This window comes from Pseudomonas sp. B19125 (assembly GCF_044218855.1).
Lineage (GTDB): Bacteria > Pseudomonadota > Gammaproteobacteria > Pseudomonadales > Pseudomonadaceae > Aquipseudomonas > Aquipseudomonas edaphica.
Genome location: NZ_CP162589.1, coordinates 2226150 through 2243684, shown reverse-complemented (window position 1 = coordinate 2243684; position 17535 = coordinate 2226150). Strand labels below are relative to the sequence as shown.

The following is a 17535-nucleotide window of genomic DNA, read 5'->3' as shown; positions in this document are numbered from 1 at the left end:
TTCTCCGCGGAACACAAAAATCCTGTGGGGGCTGGCTTGCCTGCGATCGCAACAGTGAATTCAACGCCGCCATCGCAGGCAAGCCAGCTCCCACATTTGGGCCGAGTTTAACTCAAGCATTAGTTTAGAAAAATCTGAACTAAGTATTTGCCTCTGCCGATTCTTCCCGCCACGGGCTTTTCGCAGAATCGGCCCCTAATAAACAAAACAACGATGAGGCACTCCCGTGGACAAGATTTTCCACCAACCACTGGGCGGCAACGAAATGCCGCGCTTCGCCGGCATCGCCACCATGATGCGACTTCCCCACCTGCAAACGGCCAAAGGCCTGGATGCTGCCTTTATCGGCGTGCCTCTGGATATCGGCACGTCGCTGCGCGCCGGCACCCGCTTCGGGCCGCGTGAAATCCGCGCTGAATCAGTGATGATCCGCCCTTACAACATGGCCACCGGCGCCGCACCGTTCGACTCGCTGTCGGTTGCGGACATTGGCGATGTGGCGATCAACACCTTCAACCTGCTCGACGCTGTGCGCATCATCGAAGAGGCCTACGACGAGATCCTCGAGCACGACGTAATCCCGATGACATTGGGCGGTGACCACACCATCACCCTGCCGATCCTGCGTGCTATCCACAAAAAGCACGGCAAGGTCGGGCTGGTGCACATCGATGCCCACGCTGACGTCAACGACCATATGTTCGGCGAGAAAATTGCCCACGGCACCACCTTCCGCCGCGCCGTGGAAGAAGGCCTGCTCGATTGCGATCGTGTTGTACAAATCGGCCTGCGTGCCCAGGGCTACACGGCCGAAGACTTCAACTGGAGCCGCAAACAGGGCTTCCGTGTGGTCCAGGCCGAAGAATGCTGGCACCACTCCCTCGCCCCCTTGATGGCCGAAGTGCGCGAAAAAGTCGGTGGCGGCCCGGTGTACCTGAGCTTTGATATCGACGGCATCGACCCCGCCTGGGCGCCCGGCACCGGCACACCGGAAATCGGCGGGCTGACCACTATTCAGGCGATCGAGATCATCCGTGGTTGCCAGGGCCTCGACCTGGTTGGTTGTGATCTGGTAGAAGTTTCGCCGCCTTACGACACCACCGGCAACACCTCGCTGCTCGGCGCCAACCTGCTGTACGAGATGCTCTGCGTACTGCCCGGCGTGGCGCACCGCTGATGAGCGCCCAAGAGGTGCTGAAAGCCGCCGCCGACCTGGTGGCAGCCTTCGCCGCTAATGACCGCGAGGCTTACTTTGGCGCGTTCACGGCCGATGCCAGCTTCGTGTTTTACACCCTGCCCCAGCCTCTGCTCAGTCGCGATGCCTACCAGGCGTTGTGGGACAGCTGGCGCGCGGACGAGGGGTTTGAAGTGCTGTCCTGCAGCTCAAGCAATGCCGTGGTCAGCCTGCAGGGTGACGTGGCGATATTTATTCATGACGTGGCCACCGAGCTGCGCATGAACGGGGAGCAATTTTTTAGCCAGGAGCGCGAGACCATTGTCTTCAAACGGCAAGCGTCTCACCTAAAACAACAAGGCCTGTGGCTGGCCTGTCACGAACATTTGTCCGCTATGCCGGAAGGGCTGCCGCCCCCTTAGCCAATGTGATCGGAGCTGATCATGAATAATAAAAACAACGAAAACAGTATTCGCAGAATAGAAACCAACGGGGTCGAACAGATCCCGGACCACGAACGTACCGCCAGACCCAAGGATCTGTTTCGCCTGATCTTCGGCGGTGCCAACACCTTTGCCACCGCCGTGCTGGGCTCGTTTCCGGTGCTGTTCGGTTTGTCGTTCCAGGCTGGGGTCTGGGCGATTGTGCTGGGCGTGTTGGTGGGCGCGCTGATCCTGGCGCCCATGGGCTTGTTCGGGCCGATCAATGGCACCAACAACGCCGTGTCTTCCGGCGCGCACTTTGGTGTGCATGGGCGGATTGTCGGCTCGTTTCTGTCGCTGCTGACGGCGATTGCCTTCTTCTCACTGTCGGTGTGGAGTTCGGGTGATGCGCTGGTCGGTGGTGCGAAACGCCTGATTGGCCTGCCGGAAACCGACCTGACGCTGGGCTTGGCCTACGGCCTGTTTGCCTTGCTGGTGCTGACCGTGTGCATCTACGGCTTTCGCTTCATGCTGTGGGTCAACCGCATTGCGGTGTGGGCGGCGAGCCTGCTGTTTCTGCTGGGCATCTTCGCGTTCGCACCGGCGTTCGACAGCCACTTCGCCGGCAGCGTCGCCATGGGCCAGGCTGGTTTCTGGGCTGCCTTCATCGGCTCGGCGCTGGTGGCCATGAGCAACCCGATTTCCTTCGGCGCGTTCCTGGGTGACTGGTCGCGCTACATCCCGCGTGAGACGCCGAAAATGCGCATCATGCTGGCGGTCGTGCTGGCGCAGATCGCCACCTTGATTCCGTTCCTGTTCGGCCTCGCCACCGCGACCATCGTGGCGATCAAGGCGTCGGACTATATCGCGGCCAACAACTATGTCGGCGGTTTGCTGGCCGTATCACCGAGCTGGTTCTTCCTGCCGGTGTGCCTGATCGCGGTGATCGGCGGCATGTCCACCGGCACCACCTCGCTGTATGGCACCGGGCTGGACATGTCCAGCGTGTTCCCGCGCTTGCTGTCGCGGGTCAAGGCCACGTTGCTGATCGGGGTGATGTCGATTGCCTTCATCTTTATCGGACGTTTCGCCGCCAACCTGGTGCAGAGCGTGTCGACCTTCGCCGTGCTGATCATCACCTGCACCACGCCGTGGATGGTGATGATGATCATCGGCCTGATCGTGCGCCGCGGTTTCTACTGCCCGGATGACTTGCAGGTATTCACTCGCGGTGAGACCGGCGGGCGCTACTGGTTCAGCCACGGCTGGAACTGGCGCGGCCTGGGCGCCTGGGTCCCGAGCGCACTGGTGGGCCTGTGCTTCGTCAACCTGCCGGGGCAGTTTGTCGGGCCGCTGGGCAACCTGGCCGATGGCATCGATATCAGCCTGCCGGTGACGCTGGGGCTGGCGTCGGTGGTGTACCTGACCTTGCTTCGTGTGTTCCCGGAGCCGGCCGAAGTCTATGGCCCGGCCGTAGTGGCGAGGGAGCTTGCTCCCGCTGGGGTGCTTGCTCCCGATGGGGTGCGGAGCGGCCCTAAAAAAGCCGGCTCCAGCTTCGCTGTCGAACGGGAGCAAGCTCCCTCGCCACAGCAAGTGCCCTTCCTGCAGAAAACCTCTCAATAGCCTAAAAAAATAAACGGAGAACCGCCGTCATGGCTTTGGATTTATTCGTCGTACTCATCTACGCCGCCGGCATGCTCGTGCTCGGCTATTACGGCATGCGCCGTGCCAAGACCCACGAAGACTACCTGGTGGCCGGTCGTAACCTGGGCCCGTCGCTGTACATGGGCACCATGGCCGCCACCGTATTGGGCGGTGCATCCACCGTCGGCACCGTGCGCCTGGGTTATGTGCATGGCATTTCCGGCTTCTGGCTGTGCGCCGCACTGGGCGCAGGGATCATTGCGCTGAACCTGTTCCTGGCCAAGCCGCTGCTCAAGTTGAAGATCTTCACCGTCACCCAGGTGCTGGAAAAACGTTACAACCCGATGGCCCGCCAAGCGAGTGCGGTGATCATGCTGGCCTACGCGCTGATGATCGGCGTGACCTCGATCCTGGCCATCGGCACCGTGCTGCAAGTGCTGTTCGGCCTGCCGTTCTGGGTGTCGGTGCTGCTCGGCGGTGGCGTGGTGGTGGTGTATTCGACCATCGGCGGCATGTGGTCGCTGACCCTTACCGATATCGTGCAGTTCGTGATCAAGACCGTCGGCCTGATGTTTATTCTGCTGCCGATCTGCCTGTACCGCGTCGGCGGCTGGGATCAACTGGTGGCCAAGCTGCCGGCGTCGAATTTCAGCTTCACCGAAATCGGCTGGGACACGATCATCACCTACTTCATGATCTACTTCTTCGGCATCCTGATCGGCCAGGACATCTGGCAACGCGTGTTCACCGCCCGTGACGAAAAAGTCGCCCAGTACGCAGGCACGTTCGCCGGTTTCTACTGCATCCTCTACGGCCTGGCCTGTGCCCTGATCGGCATGGCCGCGCATGTGCTGCTGCCGAACCTGGACAACGTCAACAACGCCTTCGCCGCCATCGTCAAAGCCTCGCTGCCAGACGGCATCCGTGGCCTGGTGATCGCCGCCGCACTGGCCGCGATGATGTCCACCGCCAGCGCCGGCCTGCTCGCCGCTTCCACCGTACTGACCGAAGACCTGCTGCCACGCCTGCGTGGCGGCAAGCAGTCGAGCCTGAGCATCAACCGTCTGTTTACGATGCTGACCGGTATCGCCGTGCTGGGTATCGCGCTGGTGGTCAACGACGTGATCAGCGCCCTGACCCTGGCCTACAACCTGCTGGTGGGCGGCATGCTGATCCCGCTGATGGGCGCAATTTTCTGGAAGCGCGCCACCACCTCCGGCGCCATTGCATCCATGACATTGGGCTTTGTGACGGCGCTGGTGTTTATGTTCAAAGACGGCTTGGACGCGAATACGCCGATCTACTACAGCCTGGCGGTTGGGCTGGTGAGTTTTGTATTGGTGAGCTTGTTGTCACGTCGGCCAGAGGCTTCGGTGGCCAGGGCCATTTGACAGGTAACAGGATTTAAAGCGGTTTCTTCAGCGGGCGCGACGTCGGATGTCGCGCCCGTTTTTTTGCCTTGCACAAAACGACTGTGGGAGCGGGCTTGCCCGCGATAACTGTGTGTCAGTCAACTTTAAATCGACTGATACACCGCTATCGCGGGCAAGCCCGCTCCCACATTCTAAAACCTGTTGCTAACTGAGCTTAGCGGCGACGCGGACGACGCTGCTCGTCATCCGTGCGAATCGGTATCGGCTGCAGTGGCGGTTCAATCAGGCCCAGCGCAACGCCGAGGTCGTGGAGCCAGTTTTGAATTTTCTCTTTCATGGTTGCCCCCTTTGAGGGTAATGCGGCTAGGCGGGAGTTCTGTCGCCTTTTCCTACAGTGATAGTAGCTCTAAGTCTTACGTAATGCTTGAACGAAACCACAACGAACTATTACAGGATTGATCTGAATCCTGACAGATCGTTCAAGCAATCGCGCGCGCGTCTTGCAGGAAATCGGCCTTGCCCTCTTGTTGCAGATCGATCCATGCATTGAGGTTAGCGCCGAGCATGCCCTTGCGCCACATTAACCAGGTAGTAGCAGTGGCAAAAGGCCCGGTCAACGGATGAACGGACACGCTGTCCTTGCCTGGCAGGCTGTCGAGCATCGATTCTGACATCAATGCCACGCCGGAACCGGCGATCACGCAGGCGAGCATGCCTTGGTAAGACTCGATCTCGATGGCACGCCCCATGGCCACACGCTCGTGGGAAAACCAGGTTTCCAGGCGCGCACGGTAGGCGCAACTGCGTCGGAAGGTGAACACCGAGCGGCCGGCGACGTCCTGGGGGCCACGCACGGGCGGGTGATCCGCCTCGCAAATGATCACCAGGCGCTCTTCGCACAGCGGCACGCCGTCCAGCGTCGCGATCGTTATCGGGCCATCCACAAAGGCCGCGTCCAGACGCCCGGTGATCAAGCCCTCTAGCAACTCGCCGCTGGGCGCCGATTGCACCTGGAGGTTCACCATCGGATACGCCTTGTGATAGCGCGCCAACAGTTTGGGCAAATGCACTGCGGCCGTGCTGTACATGCTGCCCAATACAAAATCGCCCGCCGGCTGCCCTCCTTGCACCGCGCCGTGGGCTTCATCATGCAGCGCCAGCAGTCGAGTGCTGTAGTCCAGCAACACTTTGCCTGCGGGAGAAAGCTGCAAGCGCTGGCGTTCGCGCACGAACAACTCGACGCCCAGTTGCTCCTCCATTTGCTTGAGCCGTGTCGACAGATTCGAGGGCACGCGATGCAGGCGCTCAGCCGCGCGGGTGATGGAGCCCTCTTCCGCCACGGCCTGGAAGATGCGCAATTGACTGAACTCCATACCTTTCTCCAAAACTGAACAAGTTACTCACTATTATTCATTTTTACAGAAAGTCAATCCGCTTTAGCCTACAGGTCATTCGCTTCCCCGTAGGAAACCTGCACATGTCACCGCTGATTCGCTTAACCGCCAGCTTTATCGCCCTGATGATGGCCATGGGCATTGGCCGCTTCGCCCTCACCCCGCAGATGCCGCATTTGCTCAGCGAGGGGCAGATTGACCTGACGGGCGCGGGCCTGATTGCCGCCGCCAACTACCTGGGCTATTTCGTCGGCGCGGTGGACTCGATCTTCGCCCGCAGCCATCACCACATAAAAGCGCGTTTGTATGGCGGGCTGTGGCTGTGCGTGCTGCTGACCCTGGGGTCGTACTGGGCGCATGGCTTCTGGCCGCATTTGCTGCTGCGCTTTGGTACCGGCGTGGCGAGCGCCTGGGCGCTGGTAATGATCACCAGTTTGAGCCAGCCGCTGGCAATAGCCGCCGAGCGTCCGCGTTTGGGAGCATTGGTGTTTGCCGGGCCTGGCCTGGGGATTCTGCTGACAGGATTGCTGGCACTGGGCTCCAATCTACTGGGCGAAGACTCTGCGACCTTGTGGCTGGTCTATGGCGTGGTGGCATTGGTGATGTTGCTGGCCATCCTGCCCTTTTTACCGAAACCGACCGTGACGGTGACCCATGCCACTAGCGCGGGCAGCAACGCCAGCATCGCGCACCTGTGCTGGATCTACTTCTTGTATGGCCTGGGCTACATCATCCCCGCAACCTTCTTGTCGCAGATGGCCAGCGCGCAGTTCCACGGCGCGTGGCAAGCCGACCTGTTCTGGCCGTGCTTTGGCCTGGCGGCGGCGCTGGGTGTGGTGGTGGCGAGCCTGCGTCGCAAGGACCCGAACACCACCCGCCGCTGGTTGATGACGACTTTGTGGCTGCAAGCGGCCGGGGTATTCGCCTGCCTGCTGGGCAATGGCTGGGGCCTGGCCCTGGGAGTGTTGCTGTGTGGTGCGCCGTTCCTGGCATGCATGCAACTGGTGATGGCGCGTTTGCGCGAGGTGGCGCCCCACGGCTACCAGCGCAGCACCGGGTTGCTCACCGCCAGCTTTGCCATTGGCCAATTGTGCGGCCCGTTGCTGGCCTCGGTGAGCAGCCACTTAAGCGGCGGCCTGCAACCGGCGCTGGTGATCGCCGGCTGTGGCTTGGTGTTGGCGGGCGCGGTGTTGGTCAACCGGCAACCAGCGACGTTGGCGCACGAACCTGCTCGCGCCGCGCCAGCACCAGGAAAAACAGCCCTCCCAGGAAGCACCCGGTAAACCAGGCAAAGTTGGCCATGCCCTGCAACGCGGGCGTGAAGGTGATAGCGACGCCCACCAGCGTCGCAGGCACCAAGGCTTTGACGGCGGTCCAGTTCACGCCGCCGTCGTAGTAATAACGGCCGTTGGGGCTGTCGTCGAACAGGGCATCCACGTCGATTTTCTGCTTTTTGATCAGGTAAAAATCCACAATCAAAATCCCGAACAGCGGGCCGATAAACGCAGCGAGAATGTCCAGGGTGTAGTGGATCATCAGCGGGTTGTTGAACAGGTTCCACGGCGTGATAAAGATTGAGGCCACAGCCGCGATCATGCCACCTGCGCGCCAACTGATCTTGCTCGGCGCGACGTTGGCGAAATCAAACGCGGGTGACACGAAGTTGGCGACAATGTTGATGCCGATGGTGGCGGTCACGAAGGCAAAGGCGCCGAGCAGCACGGCCATGCTGTTGTCGATGCGCGAAACCGTAGCGATTGGGTCATGCAACATTTCGCCAAACACCGGCAAAGTGCCCGAAACGATGACGACAGTCACCAGCGAGAACGCCAGGAAGTTAACCGGCAACCCCCAGAAATTGCCGCGTCGCACGTCGTGCATGCTGCGGCAATAGCGGCTGAAATCACCGAAATTGAGCGTAGGCCCGGAGAAGTACGACACCACCAGCGCCGTCGCCACAATCACTTGGCCAAATGCCTGCCAGCCCGACAGGGATTTTTCCGCCAGGGTGAAACTGATGTTCGCCCAACCCGCCTTCCACACGATCCAGCCGGCCAGGGCAAACATTACCGCATAGACCACTGGCCCCGCCCAGTCGATAAAGCGGCGGATGGACTCCATGCCGGCCCAGAATACGGCTGCCTGCAGCGTCCATAAGCTGAGGAAGCCAAACCAGCCCAGGTAGGACAGGCCCGCAAAGTGCGGCTCTGCATACACCGCCATCTGTGGGAAAAAGCGCAGCACTACGATAATCAAGGCACTCGACGCCAAGTACGTCTGGATGCCGTACCAGGCCACGGCAATCAAGCCGCGAATCACCGCCGGAATATTCGCCCCAAACACGCCAAATGCCAGCCGGCAGATGACCGGGTATGGCACCGCCGCTTGCTGGCTCGGCTTGGCCACCAGGTTGGCAATCAACTGCACGATGCAAATGCCGGTGAGCAAGGCGATCAACACCTGCCAACTGGCCAACCCGAGGGCAAACAGGCTGGCGGCGAACACGTAGCCGCCGACGCTGTGCACGTCGCTCATCCAGAAGGCGAAAATGTTGTACCAGGTCCATTTCTGCGGCAGCGGCCCGAGGTCCTGGTTATACAGGCGCGGGCTGTAGCCTTTGGGCAATTGTTCGGTCATCGCTTGGCTCCTCGAAATACCGGCCTGCGCTGCCGTAACGGTGTGCATACGGGAGGCGGCCTGGTTTGTATACGAGGTATTCAGCAGAATATGTGCCAATGGCACACAATCCCTCTGAAACGGTGTTCCAAAGAGATTTATGAAGGCTTGTTGGCGGGGGTTATGCTCAGCAACGGTGCACGTCAATCCTGTACACAATCAATGCCGCACCCGATGTGCACACAAATAACCGACACTGCAACAGACGGCCGTCAGGAAGGTGCCCCAGGCCATGTCCATCAGGGCCAGCCCGGCTGACCAACCTTGCAATGTGGCCCAGTTGCTCAGGTCATACGTGCCGTAGGCCACCAGGCCGAGCAGAGCGCCAAGGCCTGCTGCACGTTGCCAGCTGCCGCTGGGCAAAACCACGAACACCACACAACCGAGGGCATACAGCAGATAAAACAGCACAGCAGGCAGCAAGCGAGGCTGATCAAGCATCAGCGAGCCGAGCAGGGATCTGTAGGTCTGGCCCGTGAAAACGCCGAGCCAGAGGCCGTCGAGCACCAGAAACGCGAGTAAGGTGCCGAGGTAAGCGAAGCGTATTTTGCGGGTCATGGTTGCAGCCTCCATAGGCGCCGAGCGGCACCTACAGAAGAGCAAAACGCGATCAGCTTAGTTCAATGCGATCGGCGTGAATCACAATCTGGCCCTGCTTGTAGAGCGCACCAATGGCTTTCTTGAAGTTGCCTTTGCTGACACCGAACAAATTGCTGATCACCGCCGGGTCGCTCTTGTCGCTGACCGGCAGGGTGCCGTTGTTTTCACGCAACTTGGCGAGGATCTTCGAGTTCAGGCTCGAGGCCGCTTCCTGGCCAACCGGTTGCAGGCTCAGGCTGATGTTGCCATCGGCGCGAATCTCTTTAATGAAGCCTTTCTCTTCCTTGCCCGGGCGCAGGAACTTGAACACTTCGTTCTTGTGGATCAGGCCCCAGTGCTTGTTGTTGATGATCGCCTTAAAACCCATGTCGGTGGCTTCGGCCACCAGCAGGTCGACTTCCTGGCCCACCTGGTAGTTGGCAGGTGTCTTATCCAGGTAGCGGTCAAGTCGCGCGGTGGCGGTGATGCGTTTGGTGTGCTTGTCGAGGTAGACGTGCACCACGCAGTATTCACCCGCAGTCAGCTGGCGTTTTTCTTCCGAATACGGCAGCAACAGGTCTTTTGGCAAACCCCAGTCGAGGAATACGCCGATGCTGTTGACTTCGACGACTTTCAAACTGGCGAATTCGCCGACTTGAACTTTCGGCTTTTCAGTCGTCGCGATAAGTTTGTCATCGCTATCCAGATAAATGAAAACGTTAAGCCAGTCTTCATCTTCACTGGGAATATCTTTGGGGATATACCGATTAGGCAAGAGGATTTCGCCATCTTGCGCACCATCCAGGTACAAACCAAAGTTAGTGTGTTTAACCACTTGCAAGCTGTTGTAGCGCCCGACTAAAGCCATTTCCAGATACCTTCGTTACGTGGGCGGCATTCTACCCGAGTTGCGCCCGCCACGCGCGTGCGCCTGAAAAATCGCGGGCTGGCGTGGCCTCGTAATGGCACCGCCCCGCTCGTCTGATCAATCGATCGAATTTTACCCGCGGGCAGCAGCCGAATAAACCCTGTGGTTTCGAGTTAAAACAGTAAGTTAGGGGCTTATTTCAAGGTCACATTTTGGCCGATTACATCGGCTTTGGTTATTCCCAGAGGATATTTGCCAAGCAATTGTCAAGTATTTCCTGTACGATGCCTGGCCAAGTTAATTTTCTACAGGTTAGTGGCCGCCATGCGCGTAAAAGCATCCAACAGCAAAGCAAAGCCAGCTCCCGCCGTTGAAACCAGCGAATCGATCAACAGCCAAATTGCTGCTTTCCTCAAGTCCGGCGGCGAAATCCAGCAAATTGCCAAGGGCGTGAGCGGCCAGACTTTCGGCCCGTCCAAGCAGATCAGCCTGGGCAAAAAGTAATACCCGCGCGTCGCATCTAGCTCCTAAGCGTCTTGCCTTCCAAGGCGCCAGGACTAGAGTCTGAAACACCCTCCTGCTACTTATCTTGATGTGCTAATCGACGAACGGGGCTCACCGCGAAGCATTCGCCGGTATGCTTGCACCCGTCTAGCACGGGCATCTGTCCGATTTTTTCATTACTGCTCCTCGCTTTTCATGGAGTGAAGCATGCTCAAGCCCTGCTTGTTTCTCATCGCAGCCCTTACAGCAAGTCCCCTCGCATACGCGCAGATTTTTCAGCGTGAACTGGGTGACTTCGACCTCAAATTAGGCACCACGCCCAGCCGCAGCATGGCCCAGGGCCTGGTCAAGCCCACCTCGCCGGGCAGCGATTCCTTCCACGGCGGCCTGGACCTGAGCCACGACAGCGGCCTGTATTTCGGCCAGTTTTCGCCCAATATGGGCCTGTCCTCGGCCAACAACCTCGAAGTCGACTCCTACATGGGCTTCAAGCGCCCCTTCGACCAGACCCTCGGCTACGAAGTCGGTATGATCCACTACAGCTACCCCAAGCTCAGCCCGCTCGACAGCCAGGAGTTCTACGGCGGCTTGAACCTGCTGGGCAATCGCTTCGGCGTGTCGTTCAGCAACGATCCGGATCGCCAGGACAGCACGCTGTTTGCCGACCTCGGCGGTACACAGCCCTTCGGCATCGGCGTCAGCATGAAGTACACCACTCACCAGCTCGGCACTCCAACTGCGGTGGAAGGCGGCTACATCAGCAGCTTCAGCGACTGGTCAGTGCAGTTCTCCCGCGCATGGAAAGGCGTTGACCTGGACCTGATCTATAGCGGCTCCAGCCTCAGCGGTGGAGACTGCTCGGCCTACTCCGGACACAATTCGCAATGCGACGGCCTGTTGACCTTGAAGGCCGCGCGGTCGTTTTATTGATGGGCTGAACTGTCGCGCCTCGCACAGGCTCACATGCATGAACCCTCCCTGCGAAAGGACACGCCCATGCTGCGTCGGATCAAATTACTGGTGGTATTACTGACGTTGAGCCTGGTGCTCGCCGGCTGCAATCGCGTGGGCCTGGCCTACCGCAACCTTGATGTGATCATCCCCTGGACGCTCAACGACTACCTGGACATGAACGCCGGGCAAAAGAGCTGGTTCAATGACACCCTCAAGGAACATCTGGCCTGGCACTGCACCACCCAATTACCGGGTTACCTTGACTGGCTTGATCGCCTGCAACAGATGGTCGACAACAACCAGGTTACCGACGCGGCACTACAAGCGCGCACCGTGGAAGCCAAACAGGCCATCGCCGAGGTGGCTCGTGAGATCACCCCGTCAGCCATCCAGTTGCTGCAGGGCCTGGATGATCAACAAGTCAAAGACATGGGGGATGCGCTGGCCAAAGACCTGCGCAAGCGCCAGGACGAATACCTCAAACCGCCACTGGCCCAGCAGATCAAGGAGCGGGCCGAGCGCATGAGCAAACGCCTGGATGCGTGGATGGGGCCGTTGAGTCCCCGCCAGCAGAGCCGGGTGACGGCGTGGTCAATCGCGCTGGGTGAACAGAATCAGGAATGGATCGGTAATCGCGCCCATTGGCAGGCGCAATTTATCGTCGCCTTGCAGCAGCGTCACAGCGCTGACTTCCCACAGAAAATCCAACAGCTGCTGGTGGATCGCGAGAGCCTGTGGACCCCGCAATACCGCACCGCCTATGCACAGACCGAAGCCGCTGCGCGCAGCCTCATCATCGACCTGATGGCCGAAAGCACGGCGCAGCAGCGCCAGATACTCACACAAAAAATCCGCAAGGTTCGCAGTGACTTCCAGGCCCTCAAATGCCTCAAGGCAGCCTCGATTTAAAAATGTGGAAGCGGGCTTGCTCGCGAATGCGGTGAATCAGTCGATGAATCTATTGACTGACACACTGTATTCGCGAGCAAGCCCGCTCCCACATTTTGATTTGGGGTGTGCTCTTTCAGGCAATCTGCGCCTTGGAAGCCACCTCGGCGAACGTCGCCGGGTCCAGCGCGTCGGCCTGCTCGTCCAGCACCTGGCGCGGGTGGTCGTTGCCGGGGATTGAGCTGTCGATCAGGGCCAGCAGTTGCGCACCTAGCGCTGTGAGGATGAAGTTCTCACCATTGCCGCCCTCTTCTTCCGGGCGCGATTCAATGAAACCGCGTTTGAACAACAGCGCTTCGTAATCGGCGGCGGTCTTTTTCAACGCGTCCAGGTTACCGGTGGATTCGCCCGCCGTGGCCTTCTCGGCCGCTTCCTGCTCGGCGTATTTGCGCGGCGCAAAGCTGCCTTCGCCGTTCTGCACTTCATGCAGTAGACGTTCGATCAGATCCCAGTTGTAAGTCGTCATCCTGATTACTCCCGCGGGCAGATTAAAAAAGTGGCCCGTCATAGGTAGTGACATGACCTGACACTGGCCGTTCATCCCAATAGACGAGCGTCATTTCTCTGAACTTTCCAGACGTTCGCGCCCTCAACTGAACACCACTGCCAAGGAGGTCCGACCATGAAAACCCTGATGAACCTGGCCATCGCCGCCGCCCTGCTGAGCGCCCTGCCCGCCTGGGCCTGCACGCCGGAAGAGGCCACGGCCAAACGCGAACAACTGGCCAGGGAAGTGACCAAACTGACCCAGCAAAACCCGGCCAGGGCCAAGGAAATCAACGATGAGTTGCAACACATGAACCTGGAGACTGCCAGCGCGGATCTGCCGGACAAGTGCCAACTGATTGACCAGCGCCTCAAGGAGCTGGATGAGGCGGCCGACAAAGCAAAGAATTAACCACCACAACGGGACGCGGAGCGCCCCTGGCGGCATTCCCACGCAGAGCGTAGGAACGATCAACTGAGGGCATAAAAAAACCGGACAGCGTCCGGTTTTTTTATATCAGCGGCCTTATTCGGCAGCTGGCGCTTCTGGCTTGCGGCGCTTGAGCGGCGCCATGCCGTCCTTGCTGACGAGCGACAGGTTGTCGGTCTTCGGCCGGTTGGCAATCTTGCGCTTGGTTGGCGACTTGGCGCTGGTTTTCTTCTTGTCACCCTTGGCGTCGGTCTTTTTCTTCTTCACGCCAACGGCTTTGCCCGACGCCTTGACCTTCTTCGGCCCGGTGTAGGTGCCTTTGACTTCCTTGATGGTGCGGCGCTCGAACGACTGCTTGAGGTAGCGTTCGATACTCGACATCAGGTTCCAGTCGCCGTGGCAGATCAGCGAGATCGCCAGACCATCATTGCCGGCGCGCCCGGTACGACCAATACGGTGCACGTATTCGTCGCCGCTGCGCGGCATGTCGAAGTTGATGACCATGTCCAGGCCATCCACGTCCAGGCCGCGGGCGGCAACATCGGTGGCGACCAGGATCTTCACGCCGCCGGCCTTGAGGCGGTCGATGGCCAGTTTGCGATCCTTCTGGTCTTTCTCGCCGTGCAGCACGAACGCCTTGTATTCCTGAGCCACCAGGCGACCGTAGATACGGTCGGCTGCTGCACGGGTGTTGGTGAAGACGATGGCCTTCTGATAGGTCTCGTTGGCCAGCAGCCAGTTCAGGATCTGTTCTTTGTGTACGTTGTGGTCGGCCATCACGATCTGCTGACGCGTGGTCGCGTTCAGGTCGCTGACGTTATTGACCTGCAAGTGCTCAGGGTTGTTCAGCACCTTGGCAACCATATCGCGCAGGGTCGAACCGCCGGTGGTGGCGGAGAACAGCATGGTCTGCTGGCGATTGACGCACTCGGCCACAAGGCGCTGCACATCGTCGGCAAAGCCCATGTCGAGCATGCGGTCGGCTTCGTCGAGCACCAGCACTTCGACTTCCTTGAGGTCGAGGTTGCCGGCGTTGAGTTGCTCGATCATCCGGCCTGGGGTGCCGATCAGGATGTCGGGCACCTTGCGCAGCATGGCGGCCTGGACCTTGAAGTCTTCACCGCCGGTGATGATGCCGGACTTGATGAAGGTGAACTGCGAAAAGCGCTCCACTTCTTTCAAGGTCTGCTGGGCCAGTTCGCGGGTTGGCAGCAGGATCAGGGTCTTGATGCTCACGCGGACTTTGGCCGGGCCGATCAGGCGGTTCAGCACCGGCAGGACGAAAGCGGCGGTTTTACCGCTGCCGGTTTGTGCCGTCACCCGCAGGTCACGCCCTTGGAGCGCGAGCGGGATGGCCGCTGCTTGCACAGGCGTAGGCTCGACAAATTTAAGCTCGGCCACGGCTTTGAGCAGGCGTTCGTGCAGGGCGAATTGGGAAAACACGGGTGCTACCTCGAAGAAATACAAAATATCAGCTGCATAGGGTAACGGTTTCGGGCGCTCAAACCGAGTTTCTTTACGCGAACGAGGCTAATCAGCTGCTTTTTTGTCAGCAGATTTGTCCGCAAAACCAACTTTGTTGCACATAAATGCTCTAATCGACCCGTGTTGTCTTACAGAAGAATCGGTTTTACCCATGGATATCAAACAGCTCTGGCTCAACGTCCAAGACCTTTGGGGCGCCCTCGATGAACACCCGCTGCTGCATGCCAGCCTGGGTTTGCTGATATTGCTGGTAGTCGCCCTATTGGTCGGACGGGTAGCACGCTACCTCATCCTCCACGCCGTCAAACTGCTCGGCCGGCAACCGGCGCTGCACTGGCTCAATGACCTGCGGCATAACAAAGTCTTCCACCGCCTGGCGCAAATGACGCCCTCGCTGGTGATCCAGTTCGGCCTGTACCTGGTACCCGACCTGAGCAAGACCGCCACCCTGTTTATCGGCAATGTGGCGCTGGCGTTCACCATCCTGTTCATGACGCTGGCCGTGAGCGCCCTGCTCAACGCCTTGCTGGATATCTACGCGCGCACCGAACATGCCCGCACCCGCTCGATCAAGGGCTATGTGCAGTTGGCAAAGATGGTGCTGTTCGTGTTCGCCGCGATCATCATCGTCGCTACCTTGATCGACCGTTCGCCGCTGTTGCTGCTCTCGGGTCTGGGTGCAATGTCAGCGGTGATTTTGTTGGTGTACAAGGACACGCTGCTGTCGTTTGTGGCCAGCGTGCAGCTGACCAGCAACGACATGCTGCGGGTCGGCGACTGGATCGAGATGCCTCAGGTCGGCGCCGACGGTGACGTGGTGGATATCACCCTGCACACGGTCAAGGTGCAGAACTTCGACAAAACCATTGTCTCGATCCCCACTTGGCGCCTGATGTCCGAGTCGTTCAAAAACTGGCGCGGCATGCAGGCTTCCGGCGGGCGCCGCATCAAACGCAGCCTGTATATCGACGCCAGCGGCGTGCGCTTTTTGCGCGACGACGAAGAAGTGCGCATGACCCAGGTACACCTGCTCACCGACTACATCAGCCGCAAGCAGGCCGAACTCAAGGCCTGGAACGCAGCTCAGGGCCATAGTGCGCAACTGTCGGCCAACCGCCGCCGCATGACCAACCTCGGCACCTTCCGCGCCTACGCCCTGGCGTACCTGAAAAGCCACCCGGACATCCAGCCGAACATGACCTGCATGGTGCGCCAGATGCAAACCACCGCCCAAGGCGTGCCGCTGGAAATCTACTGCTTCACCCGCACCACGGCGTGGGCCGATTACGAGCGCATCCAGGGCGATATCTTTGATTATTTGCTGGCGGTGCTGCCGGAGTTTGGCTTGAGCCTGTATCAGCAGCCGAGTGGCAATGATTTGCGCGCGGGGATGGTGCCGGCGGTGTTGGGGGCCAGCCATTTGCCAGCCCTGGAAAACGAATCTGCCTGACGCCATCCATTCCCTGTGGGAGCGGGCTTGCCCGCGATAGCGGTGTACCAGTCGAAATATTTGCCGACTGACACCCCCTATCGCGGGCCGCTCCCACATCTGGATCAGCTTATGACCGGCACCTTGCGCACACCCAAGCGACTGATCCACACCGCCCCCAGAATCACCAAACCTCCCAACGCCAAGCGCCCCAGCGGCTCGTGCTGATTCCAGATCAGCAGGTTCAGCAACAACCCCACCGGCACATGCAGGTTGTTCATCACCGCCAATGTACCGCCGTTGACCAGGCAGGCGCCTTTGTTCCACCAGTACATGCCCAGCGCAGTGCTGACCAGCCCAAGGAACACCAGCACGCCCCATTGCAGCGGCGCTTCGGGCAAAAAGTTGCTTTTCCCGAACAGCAGAAATGCCGGCAACACCACGATCAAGGCGCCCAGGTAGAAGTAGCCGAAGCGCCGGTAGTGCGGCAGGTCGCTCGGATAACGCGCCACCAGGTGCTTGTACATCACCTGCCCGGCGGCGTAGGTGAAGTTGGCCAGTTGCAGCAGCAAGAAGCCCATCAGGAAGTTCGGCGTGATCTGGTCGAAGCGAATCACCGCCGCGCCGCCCACGGCAACCAGCGCAGCAATCAGCGCCCAAGAGTTGAATCGGCGGTTAAGCGCGTCTTCGATCAGGGTCACGTGCAACGGCGTGAGGATGGTGAACAGCAACACTTCCGGCACCGTAAGTACGCGAAAGCTCAAGTAAAGGCATACATAGGTCACGCCGAACTGCAGCGCACCGATCAGCAACATGCCGCGCATGAAGGGTGGCGCCACCGAACGCCAACGGGTCAGCGGGATGAAGATCAACCCGGCCAATACCACGCGCACCAGCACGGCGAAGTAGCTGTCGACGTGACCGGCGAGGTATTCGCCGATCAAGCTGAAGGAAAATGCCTGAATCAGGGTGACAACCAGTAAGTAGCCCATGCGCGCCTCGTTTCGAATGGGCGGGACATTAAAGGTTTTCGCCGTTTACTGAAACTCAAGGCAAAAAAAACCCGACCTCGCTAAAGCGGCAGTCGGGCAGGAGCACTCAGGAGCAACAAGTGCAAAGGGAGGTTCGATACGCGTACTTGAAGGGTTTGCGTGGAGCGATATAAACAC

The 17535-nt window shown here is 59.5% G+C and carries 18 protein-coding genes; 10 read left to right on the top strand and 8 right to left on the bottom strand.

The window, feature by feature from the left end; genetic code table 11:
- Window positions 1-226 precede the first annotated feature (226 nt).
- Genes speB through AB4P96_RS10305 form a run of 4 tightly spaced genes read left to right on the top strand, consistent with a single transcriptional unit; the run spans window position 227 to window position 4631 of the window.
- Window positions 227-1177: an agmatinase gene (gene speB / locus AB4P96_RS10320; protein WP_017134866.1), complete on the top strand. Its 951-nt coding sequence runs from the start codon at window positions 227-229 to the stop codon at window positions 1175-1177.
- Window positions 1177-1596, top strand: a complete 420-nt coding sequence (locus tag AB4P96_RS10315) for a nuclear transport factor 2 family protein (protein WP_017134865.1) — start codon at window positions 1177-1179, stop codon at window positions 1594-1596. The genes speB and AB4P96_RS10315 overlap by 1 nt, the downstream gene beginning before the upstream one ends.
- Window positions 1597-1617: 21 nt before the next feature.
- Window positions 1618-3219, top strand: coding sequence for a purine-cytosine permease family protein (locus AB4P96_RS10310; protein ID WP_395600741.1), 1602 nt, complete (start codon window positions 1618-1620; stop codon window positions 3217-3219).
- Window positions 3220-3248: 29 nt separating this feature from the next.
- Complete coding sequence (locus tag AB4P96_RS10305) at window positions 3249-4631, top strand: sodium:solute symporter (RefSeq protein ID WP_017134863.1); 1383 nt, start codon at window positions 3249-3251, stop codon at window positions 4629-4631.
- 196 nt (window positions 4632-4827) lie between these two features.
- On the opposite strand, the gene AB4P96_RS10300 is transcribed toward AB4P96_RS10305, so the two are convergent.
- Both AB4P96_RS10300 and AB4P96_RS10295 read right to left on the bottom strand, forming a co-directional pair.
- Window positions 4828-4950, bottom strand: coding sequence for a PA1414 family protein (locus AB4P96_RS10300; protein WP_017134862.1), 123 nt, complete (start codon window positions 4948-4950; stop codon window positions 4828-4830).
- Window positions 4951-5092: 142 nt separating this feature from the next.
- Entirely contained in the window at window positions 5093-5986 is an 894-nt protein-coding gene (locus AB4P96_RS10295; protein ID WP_017134861.1) for a LysR family transcriptional regulator, read from the bottom strand.
- Window positions 5987-6090: 104 nt separating this feature from the next.
- Between AB4P96_RS10295 and AB4P96_RS10290 the strand changes: the two genes are divergently transcribed.
- A complete protein-coding gene (locus AB4P96_RS10290) occupies window positions 6091-7290 on the top strand; it encodes an MFS transporter (RefSeq protein ID WP_017134860.1) in 1200 nt (399 codons plus the stop codon).
- Here AB4P96_RS10290 and AB4P96_RS10285 read toward each other — a convergent pair.
- The 3 genes from AB4P96_RS10285 to AB4P96_RS10275 form a co-directional block, all read right to left on the bottom strand.
- On the bottom strand, window positions 7202-8644 hold the full coding sequence (locus AB4P96_RS10285) for an NCS1 family nucleobase:cation symporter-1 (RefSeq protein ID WP_017134859.1): 1443 nt from the start codon (window positions 8642-8644) through the stop codon (window positions 7202-7204). The genes AB4P96_RS10290 and AB4P96_RS10285 overlap by 89 nt on opposite strands.
- A gap of 198 nt (window positions 8645-8842) precedes the next feature.
- Complete coding sequence (locus AB4P96_RS10280; RefSeq protein ID WP_395600740.1) at window positions 8843-9241, bottom strand: DUF2177 family protein; 399 nt, start codon at window positions 9239-9241, stop codon at window positions 8843-8845.
- A gap of 52 nt (window positions 9242-9293) precedes the next feature.
- Entirely contained in the window at window positions 9294-10130 is an 837-nt protein-coding gene (locus AB4P96_RS10275) for a S1 RNA-binding domain-containing protein (protein WP_017134857.1), read from the bottom strand.
- A 324-nt stretch (window positions 10131-10454) separates the two neighbouring features.
- Here AB4P96_RS10275 and AB4P96_RS10270 point away from each other — a divergent pair, with 324 nt between their 5' ends.
- The 3 genes from AB4P96_RS10270 to AB4P96_RS10260 all read left to right on the top strand — a co-directional run bounded on the left by AB4P96_RS10270 (window position 10455) and on the right by AB4P96_RS10260 (window position 12497).
- Entirely contained in the window at window positions 10455-10634 is a 180-nt protein-coding gene (locus AB4P96_RS10270; protein WP_003193095.1) for a hypothetical protein, read from the top strand.
- A gap of 207 nt (window positions 10635-10841) precedes the next feature.
- Window positions 10842-11564, top strand: coding sequence for a TorF family putative porin (locus tag AB4P96_RS10265; RefSeq protein WP_017134856.1), 723 nt, complete (start codon window positions 10842-10844; stop codon window positions 11562-11564).
- 66 nt (window positions 11565-11630) lie between these two features.
- The gene (locus AB4P96_RS10260; protein WP_395600739.1) at window positions 11631-12497 is read left to right on the top strand and encodes a DUF6279 family lipoprotein; all 867 of its coding nucleotides are present in this window, start codon (window positions 11631-11633) and stop codon (window positions 12495-12497) included.
- 115 nt (window positions 12498-12612) lie between these two features.
- On the opposite strand, the gene AB4P96_RS10255 is transcribed toward AB4P96_RS10260, so the two are convergent.
- Entirely contained in the window at window positions 12613-13002 is a 390-nt protein-coding gene (locus tag AB4P96_RS10255; RefSeq protein ID WP_017134854.1) for a hypothetical protein, read from the bottom strand.
- A gap of 156 nt (window positions 13003-13158) precedes the next feature.
- On the opposite strand from AB4P96_RS10255, the gene AB4P96_RS10250 reads away from it, so the two are divergent.
- Window positions 13159-13434, top strand: a complete 276-nt coding sequence (locus AB4P96_RS10250) for a hypothetical protein (protein WP_176991409.1) — start codon at window positions 13159-13161, stop codon at window positions 13432-13434.
- Window positions 13435-13548: 114 nt separating this feature from the next.
- Here AB4P96_RS10250 and AB4P96_RS10245 read toward each other — a convergent pair whose 3' ends face one another.
- On the bottom strand, window positions 13549-14895 hold the full coding sequence (locus tag AB4P96_RS10245) for a DEAD/DEAH box helicase (RefSeq protein WP_395600738.1): 1347 nt from the start codon (window positions 14893-14895) through the stop codon (window positions 13549-13551).
- A 193-nt stretch (window positions 14896-15088) separates the two neighbouring features.
- Here AB4P96_RS10245 and AB4P96_RS10240 point away from each other — a divergent pair, with 193 nt between their 5' ends.
- Complete coding sequence (locus tag AB4P96_RS10240) at window positions 15089-16387, top strand: mechanosensitive ion channel family protein (RefSeq protein WP_138453987.1); 1299 nt, start codon at window positions 15089-15091, stop codon at window positions 16385-16387.
- Window positions 16388-16491: 104 nt separating this feature from the next.
- Here the strand turns inward: AB4P96_RS10240 and AB4P96_RS10235 are convergent, their stop codons facing one another.
- Window positions 16492-17358: a carboxylate/amino acid/amine transporter gene (locus AB4P96_RS10235; RefSeq protein ID WP_017134850.1), complete on the bottom strand. Its 867-nt coding sequence runs from the start codon at window positions 17356-17358 to the stop codon at window positions 16492-16494.
- Window positions 17359-17535: the final 177 nt, after the last annotated feature.